16 protein-coding genes are annotated in these 18888 nt (G+C 71.9%); 7 read left to right on the forward strand and 9 right to left on the reverse strand.

Annotated elements, in window-relative coordinates:
- The first annotated feature begins 84 nt into the window (after positions 1 to 84).
- The gene (locus tag C4T78_RS30370) at positions 85 to 1602 is read left to right on the forward strand and encodes a serine/threonine-protein kinase (protein ID WP_093352460.1); all 1518 of its coding nucleotides are present in this window, start codon (positions 85 to 87) and stop codon (positions 1600 to 1602) included.
- A gap of 3 nt (positions 1603 to 1605) precedes the next feature.
- Here C4T78_RS30370 and C4T78_RS30375 read toward each other — a convergent pair whose 3' ends face one another.
- Positions 1606 to 2499: a LysR family transcriptional regulator gene (locus C4T78_RS30375; RefSeq protein ID WP_177247594.1), complete on the reverse strand. Its 894-nt coding sequence runs from the start codon at positions 2497 to 2499 to the stop codon at positions 1606 to 1608.
- A gap of 180 nt (positions 2500 to 2679) precedes the next feature.
- Between C4T78_RS30375 and C4T78_RS30380 the strand changes: the two genes are divergently transcribed.
- Complete coding sequence (locus tag C4T78_RS30380) at positions 2680 to 3729, forward strand: DMT family transporter (protein ID WP_093352457.1); 1050 nt, start codon at positions 2680 to 2682, stop codon at positions 3727 to 3729.
- 13 nt (positions 3730 to 3742) lie between these two features.
- Here C4T78_RS30380 and C4T78_RS30385 read toward each other — a convergent pair whose 3' ends face one another.
- Complete coding sequence (locus C4T78_RS30385) at positions 3743 to 5158, reverse strand: MFS transporter (protein ID WP_177247593.1); 1416 nt, start codon at positions 5156 to 5158, stop codon at positions 3743 to 3745.
- Positions 5159 to 5266: 108 nt separating this feature from the next.
- Here C4T78_RS30385 and C4T78_RS30390 point away from each other — a divergent pair, with 108 nt between their 5' ends.
- Positions 5267 to 6265 carry an Lrp/AsnC family transcriptional regulator gene (locus tag C4T78_RS30390; RefSeq protein WP_093352453.1) on the forward strand — a complete coding sequence of 333 codons (999 nt, stop codon included), beginning with the start codon at positions 5267 to 5269 and terminating at the stop codon, positions 6263 to 6265.
- A gap of 66 nt (positions 6266 to 6331) precedes the next feature.
- Here the strand turns inward: C4T78_RS30390 and C4T78_RS30395 are convergent, their stop codons facing one another.
- Complete coding sequence (locus C4T78_RS30395; protein ID WP_093352450.1) at positions 6332 to 7021, reverse strand: response regulator; 690 nt, start codon at positions 7019 to 7021, stop codon at positions 6332 to 6334.
- 29 nt (positions 7022 to 7050) lie between these two features.
- Complete coding sequence (locus C4T78_RS30400; protein ID WP_374703917.1) at positions 7051 to 8364, reverse strand: ATP-binding protein; 1314 nt, start codon at positions 8362 to 8364, stop codon at positions 7051 to 7053.
- Between the two features lie 110 nt (positions 8365 to 8474).
- On the opposite strand from C4T78_RS30400, the gene C4T78_RS30405 reads away from it, so the two are divergent.
- From C4T78_RS30405 to C4T78_RS30415, 3 genes are all read left to right on the forward strand, one after another.
- Positions 8475 to 9707 carry a PspC domain-containing protein gene (locus C4T78_RS30405; RefSeq protein WP_107916161.1) on the forward strand — a complete coding sequence of 411 codons (1233 nt, stop codon included), beginning with the start codon at positions 8475 to 8477 and terminating at the stop codon, positions 9705 to 9707.
- Complete coding sequence (locus C4T78_RS30410; RefSeq protein WP_093352445.1) at positions 9700 to 9897, forward strand: hypothetical protein; 198 nt, start codon at positions 9700 to 9702, stop codon at positions 9895 to 9897. Before C4T78_RS30405 ends, C4T78_RS30410 begins: the two co-directional genes overlap by 8 nt.
- An 87-nt stretch (positions 9898 to 9984) precedes the next feature.
- Complete coding sequence (locus C4T78_RS30415; protein WP_093352443.1) at positions 9985 to 10878, forward strand: glycoside hydrolase family 16 protein; 894 nt, start codon at positions 9985 to 9987, stop codon at positions 10876 to 10878.
- 66 nt (positions 10879 to 10944) lie between these two features.
- Here C4T78_RS30415 and guaA read toward each other — a convergent pair whose 3' ends face one another.
- From guaA to C4T78_RS30430, 3 genes are all read right to left on the reverse strand, one after another.
- The gene (gene guaA, locus C4T78_RS30420) at positions 10945 to 12531 is read right to left on the reverse strand and encodes a glutamine-hydrolyzing GMP synthase (protein WP_256258425.1); all 1587 of its coding nucleotides are present in this window, start codon (positions 12529 to 12531) and stop codon (positions 10945 to 10947) included.
- Positions 12532 to 12817: 286 nt separating this feature from the next.
- On the reverse strand, positions 12818 to 13456 hold the full coding sequence (locus C4T78_RS30425; protein ID WP_093352441.1) for a response regulator: 639 nt from the start codon (positions 13454 to 13456) through the stop codon (positions 12818 to 12820).
- Positions 13444 to 14658 (reverse strand): sensor histidine kinase, encoded by a 1215-nt coding sequence (locus tag C4T78_RS30430; RefSeq protein ID WP_093352439.1) that lies wholly within the window; start codon positions 14656 to 14658, stop codon positions 13444 to 13446. The genes C4T78_RS30425 and C4T78_RS30430 overlap by 13 nt, the downstream gene beginning before the upstream one ends.
- 152 nt (positions 14659 to 14810) lie before the next feature.
- Between C4T78_RS30430 and C4T78_RS30435 the strand changes: the two genes are divergently transcribed.
- Positions 14811 to 15785: a CPBP family intramembrane glutamic endopeptidase gene (locus C4T78_RS30435; RefSeq protein WP_235863525.1), complete on the forward strand. Its 975-nt coding sequence runs from the start codon at positions 14811 to 14813 to the stop codon at positions 15783 to 15785.
- On the opposite strand, the gene C4T78_RS30440 is transcribed toward C4T78_RS30435, so the two are convergent.
- The gene (locus C4T78_RS30440) at positions 15701 to 17413 is read right to left on the reverse strand and encodes a GMC family oxidoreductase N-terminal domain-containing protein (RefSeq protein WP_093352436.1); all 1713 of its coding nucleotides are present in this window, start codon (positions 17411 to 17413) and stop codon (positions 15701 to 15703) included. The genes C4T78_RS30435 and C4T78_RS30440 overlap by 85 nt on opposite strands.
- A gap of 234 nt (positions 17414 to 17647) precedes the next feature.
- Entirely contained in the window at positions 17648 to 18778 is a 1131-nt protein-coding gene (locus C4T78_RS30445) for a GuaB3 family IMP dehydrogenase-related protein (protein ID WP_093352434.1), read from the reverse strand.
- Between the last annotated feature and the right edge of the window lie 110 nt (positions 18779 to 18888).

Consider the following 18888-nt stretch of genomic DNA (forward strand, 5'->3'; position numbering starts at 1 on the left):
TGGGTGAAGCTGGCCACGGGGGTCCGGTCAGTCCGCAATTCGGAATAGGCAGATCAGGCAGCAGAGCCAGTACCAGGAGAACCGGTGAGCGCCGAAGGTCGTTTGATCGCAGGCCGGTACCGCTTGCAGCAGAAGATCGGCAGCGGCGCCATGGGAGTGGTGTGGCAGGCCGTCGATGAGCGTCTGCACCGCACAGTCGCGGTGAAGCAGCTGTTGCTGCAGCCCGGCTACACCCCCGAAGAGACCGAAGAAGCCCGTCAGCGGTCGATGCGCGAGGGCCGCATCGCCGCGCGGTTGCAGCACCAGAACGCGATCGTCGTGTTCGACGTGGCCGAGGACGAGGGCCAGCCGGTGCTGGTCATGGAGTACCTGCCGTCGCGAAGCCTGGCGTCGGTCATCGACGAGCAGGGCGTCCTGCCACCGCTGCAGGTGGCCCGGATCGGCGTGCAGGTGTCGGGCGCGCTGGCCGCCGCGCACATGGCGGGCATCGTGCACCGCGACCTGAAGCCGGGCAACGTCCTGCTCGGCGACAACGACATCGCCAAGATCACCGACTTCGGCATCTCCCGGGCGATCGGGGACGTCGCGGTCACCAAGAGCGGCATCCTGGCGGGCACCCCCGCGTACCTGGCGCCGGAGGTGGCGCTGGGCCGCGATCCGGCCCCCGCCTCGGACGTCTTCTCGCTGGGTTCGACGCTGTACGCGGCGATCGAGGGCGGCCCGCCGTTCGGCACCGACGAGAACGCGATCAGCCTGCTGCACCGGGTGGCGCGCGGTCAGTTCGACCCGCCGCGCCAGGCCGGGCCCATGACGCCGGTGCTGATGCAGATGCTGCTGCCGGACCCGGTGGACCGGCCGACCATGGCCCAGGCCCGCGACCTGCTGCAGGCGGTGCTCGACGGCCGTCCCATCCCGACCGCCTCGCCGAGCGCGGCCTGGCAGCGCCCTGCGGCGCCGCACGCCCAGCCGGCCGGTACCCGCGTGGGCCCGCCGACCCCGGCGAACCCGCCGACGATGGTCGGCGGTGCGGTCCCGGCCGCCGCCGCGCCGCGCCGCAGCTACAAGCAGGCGGTGTTGTGGGTGGTGGCGATCGTCGTCGCGGTGCTCGTGGGCGTGCTCGCCGCGAACGCCTTCGGCGACGGCTCCACGCAGGGGCAGCAGAACCCGACCCAGCCGCCCGCGCCGTCCGGCGAGGTCGCGCCGACGACGCCTGCCGCTGCCACGACCACCTCCACCGCGCCCACCACGTCGGCGACCAGGACGACGACCACCGCTCCGACGACGACCACTGCGAAGCAGCCGTCCGAGGAGGAGATCGTCGGTGTGGTGTCCAGGTACTACTCGATGGTGCCCAAGAAGCTGGACCAGGCGTGGAAGCTGCTCGGCCCGAAGCTGCAGGCGCAGGGCAAGGACAGCTACGAGGCGTTCTGGAAGACCATCGACGCCGTGGAGATCCTCGGCAAGCCGGTGCGGACCGGGACCAGCGTGGTCGTGACGCTGCAGTTCACCAAGGACGGCAAGAAGCTCGTCGAGCAGCACTCGCTGGGCATGGTCACCACGCAGGACGGCAAGCCGCTGATCAACACCGACAGCCGGATCTGACGGTCAGCTCGCGGCTTCGCGCAGGGTGGCCAGCAGGGACCTGGTGGCCGGGAGGTCGGCGATGGCTTCGCGAGCCGCCGCGTAGAGGCGCCGGACGGGCTCCGGGCGGCGGACCGCGCGGATGACGACGCCCGGGTGCACCACGTCCAGTCCCAGGCGCGGCACGAGCGACACGCCGAGCTCGGCGGCGACGAAGCCCTGCGCGGAGTAGGTCCCGTCCGCTTCCAGCGCCACCTTCGGCGTGAAACCGGCGCTGGCGTAGGCCTCCTGGAGCAGCCGGCCGCAGATGTCGCCGGTGTTGATCGCGCTGTTGACCCACGGTTCGGCGGCCAGTTGCGCCAGGTCGATGCACTCCTGGTCCGCCATCGGGTGATTCTTCGGCAGCACCACCCGGTACGGGTCGTCGGTGAGGTGCACGAACCGCACGCCGCGCCGCTCGGGTTCCTGGTCGCCCGCCACCACGATCGCCACGTCCGACTCCCCCGCCGCCAGGTCGTCGATCAGGCCCGCGTCCTGCAGCCGGAGGTCCAGCTGCACCTCCGGGTGCTCGGCGCGGAACTTGGCGACCGCGGCCGGGACCAGGCCGACCGACGCGGTGTGGAAGAACCGCATCCGGAGCAGGCCGGTGCGCCCGGCGCGGATGTCGGCCAGCTCCACTTCCGCGCTGCTGAGCAGCTCGGCGATCTGCCCGGCCCGCTCGGCCAGCAGCACCCCGGCCGGGGTCGGCTTGAGCCCGCGGCCGACCTTCTCCAGCAGCGGGGTGCCCGCTTCCCGCTCCAGCGTGGCGAGCTGCTGGCTGATCGCCGACGGGGTGTAGCCGAGGTTGGTCGCGGCGGCGCTGACCGAGCCGCTGGTGACCACGGCGCGCAGGACCTGCATGCGGCGTACGTCCAACATGCCGTCGACACTACAGCAAATCTGAAACGTTCGTTGATTTTAATTCACTTGTCCTAACGCGCCGTTGGGTGGAACGTGGAGGGCGAGCGAACGGTTCGGCGATCGCCGAAGGAATCGCGACCTACTGTCCCGGCGAACCCGACGCCCCGCGCGCGGGGTTTCCGCGAACCCGGAGAGGCCATGAACAACCCGATGAACTACTTCCGGCTCGGCGCGCTCGCGCTGCTGTGGGGATCCAGCTTCCTGCTGATCAAGCTGGCCCTGACGGCGCTGGCGCCCACGCAGATCGCGCTGGTGCGCATCGTGCTCGGCGCGCTGGTGCTGCTGGCGCTGTGCGCGGTCCGCGGGTTGCAGGTCAGCCGCGATCGCGCGCTGTGGCGGCACGTCGCGGTCGCCGCGCTGTTCGCCAGCGCCCTGCCCTGGGTGCTGTTCGGCATCGGCGAGCAGACGGTCGACTCCGGCCTGACCGGCGTCCTCAACGCCACTACTCCACTGTGGACCGTGCTGTTCGGGCTGCTGGTCGGCCGGGAGGCGCTGCCACCGGCCCGGATCGGCGGGCTGCTGCTGGGATTCCTCGGCGTGCTGCTGATCTTCGCGCCGTGGCAGGGCACCAGCCTGCTCAGCTGGGGCGTGCTCGCCTGCCTGGGCGCGGCGGTCAGCTACGGCATCGGTTACGTCTACATCGGACGGAACCTGACCGGCGGGCACGGCCTGCCGCCGCTGGTGCTGGCCACGATGCAGATGATCGCCGCCACCGGTTACGCCGTCGTGGCGCTGCCGCTGGACGGGTTGCGGCCGGTGCACTGGGACCTGCTGGCGCTGGTCTCGGCCGCAGTGCTGGGCGTCTTCGGCACGGGCATCGCGTTCGCGCTGAACTACCGGATCATCAGCGAGGAGGGCGCCACCACCGCCTCGACGGTGGCCTACCTGATGCCGATCGTCTCGGTCCTGCTCGGCTGGCTGCTGCTCGGCGAGGAGCTGGGACTGCGAATCCTGCTGGGCATGGCGGTCGTGCTGGTCGGCGTGCTGCTGACCCGCCGCTCGCCGTCGCCCGGAACCACCACTGCTGAGGAGGAGAAGATGCCCGAGGACGACCGCACCGAGGTGCGCACCAGCACCGAGGAGCTCCCACCGATCGAGCCGCCGAAGGGCTGGGCCAGGTTCCACCTCGCCCTGATGCGCGGTTCCCAGATCTACGCCGAGCTGGCCACCAATCACCCGATGAAGTGACCGTCTCCGGGGGTCAGGCCGGCTGGTCGTCGCGGGTTCTCGCGGCGGCCGGTCCGGCGTGCATCGCCTCCAAGCTCCGACCGGCGGTGCGCAGCCCCAGCAGGGCGAGCACCAGGGCGCCGATCAGCAGGAGTCCGCACAGCACGGCGAAAACCCCGGCGAACCCGAGGTCGTCGTGCAGGTAGCCGATGGCCACCGGAGCCATGATCGCCCCGACCCGGGCGGTCGCGCTGGCCAGGCCCATCCCGGTCGCCCGGGTCTCCGTCGGGTAGATCTCCGAGGTGTAGGCGTAGAGCGGCCCGGCGACGCCGTTCATGAAGAACGAGAGCGCCACGACGAAGCAGAAGATCGCCACCTCGTCGCCTGCGACGGCCAGTCCGGCCGCGCAGGCGATGCTGCCGCCCATGAACACCACGATCGTCCACTTGCGGTCGATGCGTTCGCTGATGGCGGCCGCGAGGTAGTAGCCGGGGACCTGCGCGACCGCGCTGGCCAGCGCGAAGGAGAAGCTCTTGGTGATCGTGAAGCCCTTGAGCACCAGGAGGGTGGGCAGCCAGGTGCCGTAGCCGTAGTGCGTCGCCTGGATGGCGAACCACACCACGCACACGACGCCGGTGCGGACCGCGAGCCCTGGCCCCCACAGCGCGGCGAACTGCCGCAGCACGTTCCGCCGGGGCGCGGGCTCCCCCGTCGGCGCGGCGGGCGCCGGGACCGGGGGCAGCTCGCCCCCGACCGCGGTTTCCCGCTCGAAGCGCTCGACGATCGCGGCGGCTTCGGCGATGCGCCCCTGGCTGATCAGGAAGCGCGGCGACTCCAGCAGATCCCGGCGCCACCAGAGCAGCAGCAGGACGGGAGCGACGCAGATGATGCACGCGATGCGCCAACCCGGCTCCGGGTTCGGGCTGATCACGGTGACCGCGGTCAGTCCGGCCAGGATGTAGCCGAACCCGAGGAACAGCATCGTGTTGCCGATGTTGCGGCCCCGGTTGCGGGCGGGCAGGAACTCCGAGATGTAGGGCACGATCATGGTCGCTTCCGCGCCGATGCCGATCCCGCTGAGCACCCGCCAGAGGATCAGCTCCCCCGGGCTGGACGCGGTCGCCGCGACGAGCGTGAACCCGACGTAGACCAGCAGCGCGTACATCAGCACGCGGCGGCGCCCGATGCGGTCGGCGAGCACGCCCGCGGCCAGCGCACCGATCAGGTAACCGATGAAGACCGAGGCCAGCAGCCACCCGGCCAGCCCGGAGCCGACCGACCAGATGGCCACCACGGCCGAGGCCGCGTATCCGAGCAGCACGGCGTCGTAGGACTCGAAGAGGTAGCCGAGCCCGCCCTGCAGCATCAGCCTGCGATGCGGTCTGCCGACCGGGAGCCGGTCCAGGCGGGCGAGGAGTTCCGTACCAGTGGGCTGCGGTGCGGCGGTCACCAGCGCCTCCTTCCATCCGGATGGCGGCATGGTCGGCGAACGCGGCGCAAGCGTTGTCGAATGTCGGGGAATCCGTCATGATCCCCGGCTGTGGCGCGGAGAACCGTCATGCTCAGCGAGTCCGACCTGGCGCTGGTGAACGCGCTGCAGGTCTGGCCCCGGGCGTCGTGGTCGGCGGTGGCCACCTCGCTGGGCGTCCGCTCGGCGGAGGCGGTGGCCCGGCGCTGGGACCGGCTCACCGCCCGCGGTGACGCCTGGACGACCGCGTACTTCCGCGCGCTGTCCACCGGCGGCACCGTCGCGCTGGTGACGGCCCGGTGCCGTCCGGGCACCAAGGAGCAGGTCGCGACGACGCTCGCCGAGGACTCCTGCTGCATCTCCGTGGAGATCACCGCGGGCACGCAGGACCTGCTGCTCACCGTCGCCGCGCAGGACCTCGAAGCGCTCAACCACTACCTGGTCCAGCACGTCGAGCAGGTCGCCGGCCTGACCGCCACCACGACCGCGCTGGTCACCCGGTTCTACAGCGAGGGGGCGAACTGGCGGCTGCACGCACTGGGCGCTTCGGCGCACATCGCGCTGGACCCCGGCTTCGGCCAGCAGCCCGCGCCGTCGATCGCGTTCACCGGCCTCGACCGGAAGTTGGCCGGGCTGCTCTCGGCGGACGGCCGCACCTCCTACGCGCAGCTCGCCGACGAGGCCGGTACCAGCCAGGCGACCGCTCGCCGCCGGATCACCGCGATGCTGCGCTCGCGCGTGCTCGCCCTGCGCTGCGAGGTGGCCGCACCGCTGGTCGGGCTGCCGGTCACCGCCACCTTGCGCGGGCGGGTCGCCGCGCTCGACGTGGACCGCGTCGGGGCCGGGTTGGCAGGGCTCGCACCCGTCCGGATGTGCGCGGCGGTCACCGGCGAGCACAACCTGGTCGCCACGGTCTGGCTGCCGTCGATCAGCGCCATCCAGCAGTTCGAGCAGGCCGCGACGCGCAACTTCCCCGCTCTCGTCGTGCACGACACGCTGGTGAACCTGCGAACGGTCAAGCGCATGGGTCGGCTGCTGGACCGGTCAGGCCGCGCCACCGGCTTCGTCCCGATGCGCGTCTGGTCTTAGCGGCGCAGCCGCTCGGCCCACCGCTGCGGGTTCTGCGCCACCGGAACCGCTGCGTGAGAACAGCTTTCACACCAGGCGGCGGTCGGAGGCCCAGCGCGACAGCTCGTACCGGTTGGACAGCTGGGTCTTGCGCAGCACGCTGGACACGTGCGTCTCCACCGTCTTGACGGAGATGAACAGCTCGGAGGCGATCTCCTTGTACGCGTACCCGCGCGCCAGCAGTCGCAGCACCTCGCGCTCGCGCGGCGTGAGCAGGTCCAGCTCGGGGTCGCCGACCGGCGCCGAGTTCGGCCCTTCGGAGAAGGCGTCCAGCACGAATCCCGCCAGCCGCGGCGAGAACACCGCGTCCCCGGCGCGCACCCGAACGATCGCGTCGGCGAGCTCGCGCCCGGAGATGGTCTTGGTGACGTAGCCCCGGGCGCCGCCGCGGATCACCGCTATCACGTCCTCGGCGGCGTCGGAGACCGACAGCGCCAGGAACACCACGTCCGGCTGCTGGCCGCGCACCTGCCGCAGCACCTCGGCACCGCCGCCGTCGGGCATGTGCACGTCGAGCAGGACCACCTCGGGCTTGAAGTGCGCGATGCCCGCGACCGCCTCGGCCACCGACCCGGCCTCGCCGATCACCTCGACCTGCTCGGCGGCGGCCAGCTCCGCGCGCACCCCGGTGCGGAACAGCGCGTGGTCGTCGACCAGGAACACCCGGACCTGGTGCGGGGCGGTGGTGTCTTCACCGGTCACGATCAAATCCTCCATCGCTGGGTTCGTCCGCAGCGTACGCGAGTTCACGCCGCCCTCGGCATTTCCATCTGCACCTCGGTGCCCTCGCCCGGCGAGGTGCGCACCTTGACCTTCCCGCCGTGCCGCTGCATGCGGCCGCGGATCGAGTCGGCCAGCCCGTGCCGGTCGGCGGGCACGCTCGCCGGGTCGAACCCGGCGCCGCGGTCGCGGACGAACACCGAGACCTGCGCGGCCTCCACCTCCGCGTACACGCTCACCTCCGCGACCCGGGCGTGCTTGGCGGCGTTGACGACCGCCTCCCGGGCGGCGGCGAGCTGCGCGGTCAACCGCTCGTCCACGTCGCAGTCGCCGACCACCACCTGCTGGACCTTGATCGCGAAGCTGTCCTCGACCTCGCCGCAGATCCGGGTCAGCTCGGCGGAGAACGTGGCCGCGGGCGCGTCGTCCACGGCCTGCCGCGGCGAGCCGTAGCCGTCCGGGCCGTACAGCCAGTTCCGCAGCTCGCGCTCCTGCCCGCGGGCCAGCCGCCGCACCTCGCGCTCGGACTCCGCCTGCTTCTGGATCAGCGCCAGCGTCTGCAGCACCGAGTCGTGCAGGTGCGCGGCGATCTCGGCGCGTTCCTGGGAGCGGATCCGGCTGGCCCGCTCGATGTCGAGGTCGCGCACCAGCCGCACCCACCACGGCACGGTCAGCACCGCGACACCGACCAGCGTCGCGCCCACCGCGAGCAGCGCGAAGCGCACCTCGTCCATCGAGGTCGAACCCATCAGCACCGCCACGATGCCCGCGATGACCAGCGCCGCGCCGGCGAGCACGCGGATCATCGCCTTCCGGCCACCGCCGCCCAGCAGCGCACCGACCACGTTGGTCCGCGCGCCCTGCCGCCAGCGGCGGCGCTGCGACTCGTCGGCCTCCCGCCACACCACGGCGGCACCGATGAGCACCACCACCAGCGGCGCGCCGAGCCAGGCGGGCATCGAGATCAGCCCGCCGACCGCGACCATCGCGCCGAGGCAGAGCAGGATCACGCCGAAGCCCTGCTGCCGCTCCCGGGTCGTGACGGGCTTCTCCGCGCCGACGGACTGCGGCACGAACACCCACAGCAGCGAGTAGGCCAGGATGCCCGCCCCGCCGCACACCGCGAGCACGGCGAACCCGCCGCGCACCCACAGCACCGGCACCCCGAGGTGCTCGGCCACCCCGCTGGCGACCCCGGCGACCAGACGCCCGCTGCGGCGCCTGCGCAGCTGCTCCACGCTCCTCGGGCGCTGCTGCGCCATCGGCTTCGTGGCAGCTCCCGGCCCGGTGTCGGCCTCGGCGGCGCGCTGCTGGTTCAGCTGGTCTCTCACGGAACCGATGGTCACACGCCCGCGCGAGCGCGGGCATCAGGGACCGTCCCTGACATTCCGGGCCGGATCAGGGGCGTCCCTGATGCTCCGGGGATCGCCGAGGACCGATAGTGGTGGGCATGAGCACGACGAAGCGCGCCGGAGCTGCGGCGTTCGAGGACACCATGCGGGACTTCTGGGCGACCCGCCCGGTCCGGCCGCGTTCCGGCGGCAAGGTCGGTGGGGTCTCCGCGGCGATCGGCCTCCGGTACGGCATCGATCCCATCCTGGTGCGGGTCGCGTTCGTCCTGGCGGCCATCTACGGCGGCGCGGGCGTCGTGCTCTACCTGCTGGGCTGGTTGCTGTTCCCGAAGGAGAGCGAACCGGTCCCCGGCATGGCCAAGCCGAGGCCGGAGCCGACCTCGGGCACCCTCGCGGTGATCCTGGTGCTGCTGCTGCTCCCCAGCGTGCTCTGGCTGACCAGCTCGCCGGGAATCATCGGGCTCGCGGTGGGCTTGGGCGCGTTCTACCTGATCCACCGCTCCTACGGGGACCGCAACGCGATACCGGCCGCCGCAGCTCCGACGGCGGCGGCATCGACCGCTGCGCCGGTGCCCGAGGCGACGCAGGCGGGCGAGAACACCTGGGTCTACCCCGGCACCGAGCAGACCGCGGTCGTCGAGCAGAAGTCCCCGCCCGCGTGGGACCCGCTCGGTGTCGCGCCGTTCGCCTGGGACCTCCCGGAGCCGAGCGAGCCCGAACCACCGGAACCGCAGCAGCCGAAGCGGCGCTGGATCACCTGGGTGACGCTGCTGCTGGCGGCGTTCGCCGGTGGCCTGACCAGCGCGCTGGGCGCGCCACTGCACATCTCGCTGACCTTCGCGCTCGGCACGATCGGGATGGGCCTGATCATCGGCTCCTTCCTGCGCGGCGGCCGGGGGCTGATCGCCGCGGCGGTTCCGCTGGCGGCTGCCGCGCTGATCGCCTCGATGATGCCGCTGGACACCTACAGCGGTGAGATCGGCGAGCACGAGGTCCACCCCGAAACGGCCGGTGAGCTGGCCCCCGACTACCAGCTGTCCGCCGGGACGATCACGCTGGACCTGCGCGGCATGGAGATCGCCGACCACGAGGAGATCACCACCGCGGCCAGCGTCGGCGTCGGCGACATCCTCGTGCACGTGCCCGAGGACGTGGACATCACCGCGCGGTGCAAGTCGGAGCTGGGCGACGTGCAGTGCCTGCACTCGATCGCCAGCGGCGGCAGCGCGGACCAGACGGCGACCGACCTGGGGGCCGACGGTCCCGGTGGCGGCCGGTTGAACCTCGACCTGCGGGTCGGCATGGGAAGTGTGGAGGTCACCCGTGGCTGACGAGCGAAACCCGTCCCTCCGCCAGCGCGGCGGCCCGGACCTGGTCGCCCTGGTGAGCGGGCTGATCACCGTCGCCATCGCGGGCAGCGTGCTGATCGGCCTGGGCAGCCAGCTGCAGTGGCTGCTGGCGCTGGCCGCCGTGACGGTCGGCATCGTCATGCTGGTCGTCTCCCTGCGCACCCGCAGCTAGTCCAGAACTCGCCAATCCGCCACACGGCCAGGCGCCGCCGGGATACTCGATCGCTCAAGAAGCGGTTCTCCTCACGAAGGAGCGGTGATGGCCCGGAACACGTTGCTCGCGACCGCCGCCGCGCTCGCGGTGCTGACCGCGGTGCCGCTGGTGCAGGCCGGCGCGGCACCCCGCGCCGAGGTGTTCTTCGACGACTTCTCCGGCACCGAGCTGGACCGCTCCAAGTGGACGGTCGAGGTCACCGGCGAGAACTTCGGCACCGTCAACCAGGAGCAGCAGGCCTACGTCGACTCGCCCGAGACGATCTACGTGGAGAAGGACCCGTCGACCGGCGCGGAGAACGGCGCGCTCGCGCTGCACCCCCGGTACAAGCCGGGCACGCAGGCCCCGGACGGGCAGACCTACGACTTCGTCTCCGGCCGGGTCAAGACCCAGGACAAGGTCGAGTTCACCTACGGCAGCTACTCCGCGCGCCTGAAGCTCCCGGAGAACGCGACGGCCAGCGGGCTGTGGCCTGCGTGGTGGTCGCTGGGCGCGAACATCGACAACGGCAAGCCGTGGCCGGACTGCGGTGAGATCGACGTGATGGAGCACGTCGGCGAGCCGTGGACGAGCTCGGCGCTGCACGGCCCCGAGTACCACGGCGACACCCCGTTCACCAAGCGCCAGGAGTTCGCGGGCAAGGACCCGGCCGACTGGCACGTCTACCGCGCGGACTGGACGCCGGACGGGATCGCCTTCTTCGTCGACGACACCGAGACCTACCGAGTCACCAAGGACGAGATCCAGAGCAAGGGCTGGACCTGGGCCTACGACGACCCGCAGTTCCTGATCCTGAACTTCGCCCTCGGCGGCGCCTACCCGAACGGCGTCAACGGCGTGACCGAACCGTACTTCGGCCTCCCGCAGTCCACTGTGGACCGGGTCGCGACCGGCGAGGTGCGCTACCTGATCGACTGGGTCCGCGTCGAGCAGCCCTGACCGAACGACGAAGGGCACCTCCGCCCGCCCGGCGGGAGGTGCCCTTCGTCGTTCAGCGCTCGGGGATCACTCCCACTCGATGGTGCCCGGGGGCTTGGAGGTCACGTCGAGGGTCACCCGGTTGACCTCGGCCACCTCGTTGGTGATGCGGGTGGAGATGCGCTCCAGGACGTCGTAGGGCAGGCGGGTCCAGTCCGCCGTCATCGCGTCCTCGCTGGAGACCGGGCGCAGGACCACCGGGTGGCCGTAGGTGCGGCCGTCGCCCTGGACGCCGACCGAGCGGACGTCGGCCAGCAGGACCACCGGGCACTGCCAGATGTCGCGGTCCAGGCCCGCCGCGGTCAGCTCCTCGCGGGCGATCGCGTCCGCCGCGCGCAGCGTCTCCAGGCGGTCCGCGGTGACCTCGCCGATGATCCGGATGCCCAGGCCCGGGCCCGGGAACGGCTGGCGGTGCACGATCGTCTCCGGCAGGCCCAGCTCCAGGCCGACCCGGCGCACCTCGTCCTTGAACAGCGCGCGCAGCGGCTCGACCAGCTCGAACTGCAGGTCGTCGGGCAGCCCGCCGACGTTGTGGTGGCTCTTGATGTTCGCCGCGCCGGAGCCGCCGCCGGACTCGACCACGTCCGGGTAGAGGGTGCCCTGCACCAGGAAGTCGATCTGCTCACCGGCCTCGCCGGCCTCGGTCTGCAGGTCGCGGGCGGCCTGCTCGAAGACCCGGATGAACTCCCGGCCGATGATCTTGCGCTTCTCCTCCGGGTCGGTCACCCCGGCCAGCGCGCCGAGGAACCGGTCCACCGCGTCGATGGTGACCAGCCGGACGCCGGTCGCCGCGACGAAGTCGCGCTCGACCTGCGCGCGCTCACCGGAGCGCAGCAGGCCGTGGTCGACGAACACGCAGGTCAGCTGGTCGCCGATGGCGCGCTGCACCAGCGCGGCGGCCACCGCGGAGTCCACCCCGCCGGACAGCGCGCAGATCGCGCGGCGGTCGCCGATCTGCTCGCGGATCGCCGCGACCGTGTCGTCGACGATGGAGGAGGTGGTCCACTGCGGGCGGACCTTGGCGATGTCGTGCAGGAAGCGGCGCAGCACCTCCTGGCCGTGCGGCGAGTGCACCACCTCGGGGTGGTACTGGACGCCGGCCAGCTGCCGCTCGACGCTCTCGAACGCCGCGACCGGGGTGTCCTTGGTGGAGGCCGTGACGGTGAAGCCCTCCGGGGCCTTGCTCACCGAGTCGCCGTGGCTCATCCACACCGGGTGGTGGCCGGGCATCTCGGCGTGCATCGTGCCGCCGTCGCCGCTGACCTCCAGCTCGGTGCGGCCGTACTCGCGGGTGCCGGTGTGCTCCACCGTGCCGCCGAGGGCCGAGGTCATCGCCTGGAAGCCGTAGCAGATGCCGAAGACCGGCACGCCCGCGCTGAACAGCGCCGGGTCGACCTGCGGCGCACCGTCGGCGTAGACGCTGGACGGGCCGCCGGACAGGACCACGGCGGCGGGGTTGCGACGCTGGATCTCCTCGACCGGGGTGTCGTGCGGGACGACCTCGGAGTAGACCTGCGCCTCCCGCACCCGACGCGCGATCAGCTGCGCGTACTGAGCGCCGTAGTCGACAACGAGAACAGGCCCCTGGGCGCTGTTGCTTGCGGAACCGGACACGTCGCCGCGACCTCCTAGCATGAACCGGTGAGCTGCGGCCATTGTCCCAGGTAACCGATGCCACAGCGGCATCGGCCCCGGCAGAGCTGTCAGCGGAGCCGTCCGCGCTTGTGCCAGCGGCGGCAGCCGCTTCGAGCGCGCATGCAGGGTGACCGGCCGCGGGTTCCGAGTGGTTTCCTGGCGAGGACAGACCCTCCGTCCACACACAGGAGAGCACCCGCAGTCCGGGGAACCGCTCAGGTTCCGCCAAGCGACCACTCACGCAACACAAGCACCCGATGAGCCCTCAGCTGCCCAGGTGCGCCAGAACCGCCAGCACCCGGCGGTGCCCGGAATCGCCGACCGGCAGGTCCAGTTTGGCGAAGATGTTGCCCACGTGCTTGAGCACCGCGCGCTCGGTGACCACCAGGCGCTGGGCGATCTCACCGTTGGCGTAACCAGCCGCCATCAGCGCGAGGACCTCGCGCTCGCGGGGCGTCAGCGCGGCCAGCGGGTCGCGGCGGCGGGTCATCAGCTGCGAGACGACCTCGGGATCCATCACCGTGGCCCCGGCCGCGATCCGGCGCAGCGAGTCGACGAATTCGTCCACCCGCGACACGCGGTCCTTCAGCAGGTAGCCCACGGCGCCGCGGCCGTCGGAGAGCAGCTCGCGCGCGTAGGTCTCCTCGACGTACTGCGAGAACAGCAGCACCGGCAGCTCCGGGTGCAGTTCGCGGGCGCGCAGCGCGGCTCGCACGCCCTCGTCTCGGAACGAGGGCGGCAGCCGGACGTCCACCACCGCGATGTCCGGCGGGTCCGCCACCACCGCTTCGAGGAACGACGCGGCTTCGGCGTGCACTCCGGCCACCTCGATCTCGGCCGCGGCCAGCAGCAGCTTCAGGCCCTCGGCGAGGATGACGTTGTCCTCGACGATCAGAACCCGCACGGCAGGGCCACCTCGATCCGGGTCGGCCCGCCTGCCGGGCTGTGCACCGAGGTGCGGCCGTCCAGCGCGGCGACCCGCTGCCGGATGCCGGTCAGCCCGGTGCCGCGCCCCTCCGTCGCACCACCCGCGCCGTCGTCGCCGACCTCGACCCTCAGCTCGCCGGCCTCCCTGGTCAGCACGACCGTGGCGCGCTCAGCACCGGAGTGCTTCGCGACGTTGGTGAGCGACTCGGCGACCACGAAGTAGGCGGCGGCCTCGACCGCTGCGGGCACCTCGCCGAGATCACCGACGGAGACCTCGGTGGTCACCGCGCAGCGCGCGCCGAGCGCGGACACCGCCCCGGCCAGCCCGCGGTCGGCGAGGATCGGCGGGTAGAGCGTCCGCACGACGTCGCGCAGCCCGGCCATGGCTTCCTCGGCGCCGCCGCGGGCCTCGCGCACCAGCCGCAGCGCGGTCTCCGGATCTTCGGCGGCGGCCTTCTCCGCGATCCCCAACCGCAGCGCGATCGAGACCAGCTGGGCCTGCGTGCCGTCGTGGAGATCCCGTTCGATGCGCCGCAGTTCCGCACCGTGCGCCTCCAGCGCACCGGCCCTGGTCTCGGCGAGCTCGTCGACCCGCTCCGCGAGGCGCTGCGCCTCGATCTCCGACTCGGGCGGGGTCAGCAGCCGCAGCGAGACCCGGGCCTGCGCCCGCGCCAGCGGCGGCACGCCCCACGCGAACAACGCGCCTGCCAGCACGATCTGACCGGCTGCCAGCACGATCGCGTTTCCCCATCCGGACGGGTGCACCCCGAGCAAGCTGATGTCGGGGATGAACGGCCAGAGCGCGAGCGACACCAGCGCCGAAGGCACGCCGATCGTCGCGACCAGCCCGAGCAGTCCCACGACCACGCCGAACAGCGCGTGCACCACCAGCCAGCGCAGGTCCCGCCGGGTCACCGGCGAGCGGAGGACCTGCTTGAACCCGGTCGCCGAGCCGATCGGGTCGACCTGGACGCCGAGATGTCGCCCGGCCCGCCGCCGCTCCCACTCCGTCCAGCGGTGCAAGCCCGCCGCGGCGGCGGGCAGCACGAAGATCCCGACGCCCAGCACGACGAGCAGGCAGTTCACCACGACGAGCGGCAGGGCGACGAGAGCGGGCAACCCGGTCGCCAGCGAGAGGAGCAGAACTCCCAACCCGCGCACTGCAGAACGCAAATCCATCGTCGCCACTCCTCCCGGTGCCCCACGTCCTCGGGGCGTCGCGCTCACGATCTTGCCGAAGTCGCCGCACGCGCGCGGTGGTGTCAGCGACACCTTTCGCCCGGGTGCCGACGCCATCCCGCCCGCGCCCGCGCCCGCCTAGCTTCACCGGGGTGAGAACGAAGATCGCAGTACGACCCGTGCTGGCCTTCACCGCGCTCGCTTGGGCGGGGATGTGGGTCGCCATGCTGCCGTTGCTGATCAGCGGTTTCCAGCGCACCAGCAGTGACATCGGCTTGGGCGCCCTGGAGCAGATCTGCATCAGCGCGGCGATGCTCACGCCCGCGCTCGCGGCGTTCATCGTGCTGCGCCGGTGGGAACGCGCAACGCCCGTCCGCACGACGCTCGGGCTGACCTGGAACCGGCGCACCGCGCTCGACTGCCTGCTGGCGCTGGCCTGCCCGCTGGTGCTGACGCTGCTGGCGCTCGGGATCGGCACCGCCACGGGCACCTACCACCCGGATCTCGCCGACTTCTCCGGGTTCCGCCGCCAGTTCGCCCCGGACACCACCGGGCAGCAGGGCGTTCCGCTCGCCGCGCTGGCGGTGTGGGCCGGTTCGCTGCTGGTGCAGATGCTGATCTCGCTGCCGCTGTTCTTCGGCGAAGAACTCGGCTGGCAGGGCTACCTGTTCCCGCGCCTGCGCCCGCGCGGGCCGGTTTTCGCCGTGCTGGTCACCGGTTTCGTGTTCGCGCTCTGGCACGTCCCCACGTTGCTGCTGGGCGGCCAGTACCCGGGCACGTCCTGGCCGGTGGCGATCGGCGCCTTCCTGGTCACCTGCGTGCTGGTGGTGCCGATCTTCGCCTGGCTCCGCACCAGGTCGGCGTCGGTGATCCCGGCGGTCGTCGCGCACACCGCGGTCAGCACCGCGGTCGTGCAGCTGCCGTGGGTCCTGGCCGACGCCGACCACCCGCCGCACCCGCTCACCACCGGGCTGACCGCGTGGCCGGGCTGGCTGGCCATGGCCGTCCTGGTGGCAGTGCTGGCGATCCGGCGCCGCAGCCTTCAGACGATCGGCAGGCGCAGCGCCGCCGGGGCGCTGGCCGGGACCGCCGGGGACTTCGGCTCGACCGGCGCCACCCGGCGGTAGGCCTCGCGCTGGTCCGGGCGGGTGTCGGTCTCGCCCTTGTTCGGCCACATCGCGAACGCCCGCTCGGCCTGGGCGGTGATGGTCAGCGACGGGTTCACGCCCAGGTTCGCGCTCACCGCGGAACCGTCCACGATGGACATCGTCGGGTAGCCGTGCGCCCGGTGGTACGGGTCGATCACACCGTGCTCGGCGTCCTCCCCGATCGCGCAGCCGCCCAGGAAGTGCGCGGTCATCGGGATGTCGAACAGCTCGCCCCAGGTGCCGCCCGCGATGCCGCCGATCTCCTCCGCGACCAGCTCGTTGGCCTGCTCCCCGGCCCGGATGTAGGTCGGGTTGGGCGCGCCGTGGCCCTGCTCGGAGGTCAGCCGCGTGCGCCCGAACCGCTTGCGCAGCTTGGTGGTCAGCGAGTTGTCGAGGCTCTGCATGACCAGCAGGATCACGGTGCGCTGGCTCCAGTCCTTCACCGACAGCAGGCGCAGCGCGTTCAGCGGGTGCTCGCGCAGGTAGCGGAACCACTGCCGCAGCCGCGGTTCCGGGGTGCCGCCCTTGGTCGGCAGGGTCTGCAGCAGGCCCATCGCGTTCGCGCCCTTGGTGTAGCGGCACGGCTCGATGTGGGTGTTCTCGTCCGGGTGGAACGAGGAGGTGATCGCCACGCCGCTGGAGAAGTCCTGCTCCGGGTCGACCTTCGGCATCTGCGCGCCGATGATCGACTCGGAGTTGGTGCGGGTGAGACGGCCGAGGCGGCCGGACAGCCGGGGCAGGTCGCCGCGTTCCCTGCTGCGGTGCAGGAGGTTCTGCGTGCCCCAGGTGCCCGCGGCCACCACCACCTGATCGGCCCGGAAGATGCGCGGGCGGCGGTTCCACTTCGCGCCGGTGCGCGACGTGCCGATCCGCCACCGGCCGTCGGCGCCCTGCGCCAGCCGGTCGACGGTGGTCAGCGGGAACACCTTCGCGCCACCGGCTTCGGCCAGGTACAGGTAGTTCTTCACCAGCGTGTTCTTCGCGCCGACGCGGCAGCCGGTCATGCACGCGCCGCACTCGGTGCAGCCGGTGCGAGCGGGGCCGGCGCCGCCGAAGAACGGGTCGGAGTCGGTCTTTCCCGCCGTGCCGAAGTACACGCCGACCGGCGTGGTGTGGAAGGTGCTCTCGGCGCCCATCTGCCCGGCGACCTTCCGCAGCACCACGTCCGAGGGCGTGGTGCTCGGGTTGTCCACCACGCCGAGCATCCGCGTCGCCTGGTCGTAGTACGGCGCGAGTTCGGACTCCCAGTCCGTGATGTGCGCCCACTGCGGGTCGTTGTAGAACGGCTTGAGCGGCCGGTACAGGGTGTTCGCGTAGTTCAGCGATCCGCCGCCGACCCCGGCGCCCGCCAGGATCAGCACGTTCTGCAGCAGGTGGATCCGCTGCACGCCGTAGCAGCCGAGCTGCGGCGCCCACAGGAACTTCCGCAGGTCCCAGGAGGTCTTCGGCAGCTCGTCGTCGGTGAACCGGCGACCGGCTTCCAGCACGGCCACCCGGTAGCCCTTCTCCGTCAACCGCAGCGCGGCCACGCTGCCGCCGAATCCGGACCCGATCACGACGACGTCGAAATCGGTGTCATCACGGTGCGCCCCGTCACGTCCAGCCATGCGCGACAGACTAGACGTAATTACTCGCCAGTAGCTAGCCCCCGAAGGTGCGGAGCCCATTGCGCGGGACACCCGCGACGCTCGGCCTGCGCAAGTCCCGTGAGCGCTTTGGGGGCCTATAGCACCACAAAACGCTCACGGGACCTGAACAGCGGAAACCGTTCCTCATCGCCTGGGAACCGAAAACCCCGGTCCCGCAGCGGGACCGGGGTTTCGCGCAGTTCGCGGGCGGGCTCAGCCGCGGAGGGTGAGGCCGACCTTCTGGAACTCCTTCAGGTCGCGGTAGCCCGTCTTGGCCATCGCGCGGCGGAGACCGCCGAAGAGGTTCAGCGTGCCGTACGGGTCGCTGCTCGGGCCGAACAGCAGCTTCTCCAGGTCCGCGTCCGAACCGGCGAAGCCGGTGATCTCGCTGCGCGGCAGGCTCGGGTGCGCAGCGGCCGCGGTCCAGTAGTAGCCCTGCGCCGGGGACTCCGTGGCCTCGGTCAGCGCCTCGCCCAGCATCACCGCGTCCGCACCGCAGGCGATCGCCTTCGCGATGTCGCCGGAGTAGCCCAGCGCGCCGTCGGCGATCACGTGCACGTACCGGCCGCCGGTCTCGTCCAGGTAGTCGCGCCGCGCCGCGGCCGCGTCGGCGATCGCCGTCGCCATCGGCACGCCGATGCCCAGGACCTGGGTGGTCGTCGTCGAGCGGGACTGGCCGAAGCCGACGATCACACCCGCCGCGCCGGTGCGCATCAGGTGCATCGCGGTGCGGTAGTCACCGACACCACCGGCGATCACCGGCACGTCGAGCTCGGCGATGAAGCGCTTGAGGTTCAGCGGCTCGCCGTCCCGCGCCACGTGCTCGGCGGAGATGATCGTGCCCTGCACGACCAGCACCTCCACACCGGCCGCGAGCAGGTCCGGGGTCAGCTCCTCGGCGTGCTGCGGGCTGACCCGCGCGGCGACGGTGACGCCGGAGTCCTTGATCTGCTTCAGCGAAGCGGCGAGCAGGTCGTGCCGGATCGGCGCGGAGTGCAGCTCCTGCAGCAGGCGGATGGCCGCCTCCGGGTCGCTGTCCTCCTCCGCGGCGCGCACCACGTCGAACAGCTTCTGCTCGACGTTCTCGTGCCGCGCCCACAGCCCCTCGGCGTTGAGCACGCCCAGGCCGCCGAGCTCGCCGATGCGCACCGCCGTGGCGGGCGAGACGATCGCGTCGGTCGGGTGCGTCACCAGCGGGATGTCGAAGCGGTACGCGTCGATCTGCCACGCCAGCGACACGTCCTTGGAGGAGCGGGTGCGCCGGGACGGCACGATCGCCACGTCGTCCAAGTCGTAGCCGCGCATCGCCGTGCGGCCCATGCCGATCTCAACCTGATCCCGCACGGTCAGTCCCTCCTCGTGGCACCGCTGTCCAACACGACATTCTCTCTACGACACCCGAGTGACGCGCAGCGGGGGCACCTAGCGCTCCGTGATCGCCCGAGCACACCGCC

Origin of the sequence: Saccharopolyspora kobensis (assembly GCF_900108315.1) — a bacterium.
GTDB lineage: Bacteria > Actinomycetota > Actinomycetes > Mycobacteriales > Pseudonocardiaceae > Saccharopolyspora > Saccharopolyspora kobensis.

Bases quoted from the DNA above. Each gene is read 5' to 3' on its own strand.
- C4T78_RS30415 (WP_093352443.1), top strand. From the start codon at position 9,985: ATGGCCCGGAACACGTTGCTCGCGACCGCCGCCGCGCTCGCGGTGCTG.
- C4T78_RS30395 (WP_093352450.1), bottom strand. From the start codon at position 7,021: ATGGAGGATTTGATCGTGACCGGTGAAGACACCACCGCCCCGCACCAG.
- C4T78_RS30405 (WP_107916161.1), top strand. From the start codon at position 8,475: ATGAGCACGACGAAGCGCGCCGGAGCTGCGGCGTTCGAGGACACCATG.
- C4T78_RS30430 (WP_093352439.1), bottom strand. From the start codon at position 14,658: ATGGATTTGCGTTCTGCAGTGCGCGGGTTGGGAGTTCTGCTCCTCTCG.
- C4T78_RS30440 (WP_093352436.1), bottom strand. From the start codon at position 17,413: ATGGCTGGACGTGACGGGGCGCACCGTGATGACACCGATTTCGACGTC.
- C4T78_RS30380 (WP_093352457.1), top strand. From the start codon at position 2,680: ATGAACAACCCGATGAACTACTTCCGGCTCGGCGCGCTCGCGCTGCTG.
- C4T78_RS30375 (WP_177247594.1), bottom strand. From the start codon at position 2,499: ATGTTGGACGTACGCCGCATGCAGGTCCTGCGCGCCGTGGTCACCAGC.
- C4T78_RS30390 (WP_093352453.1), top strand. From the start codon at position 5,267: ATGCTCAGCGAGTCCGACCTGGCGCTGGTGAACGCGCTGCAGGTCTGG.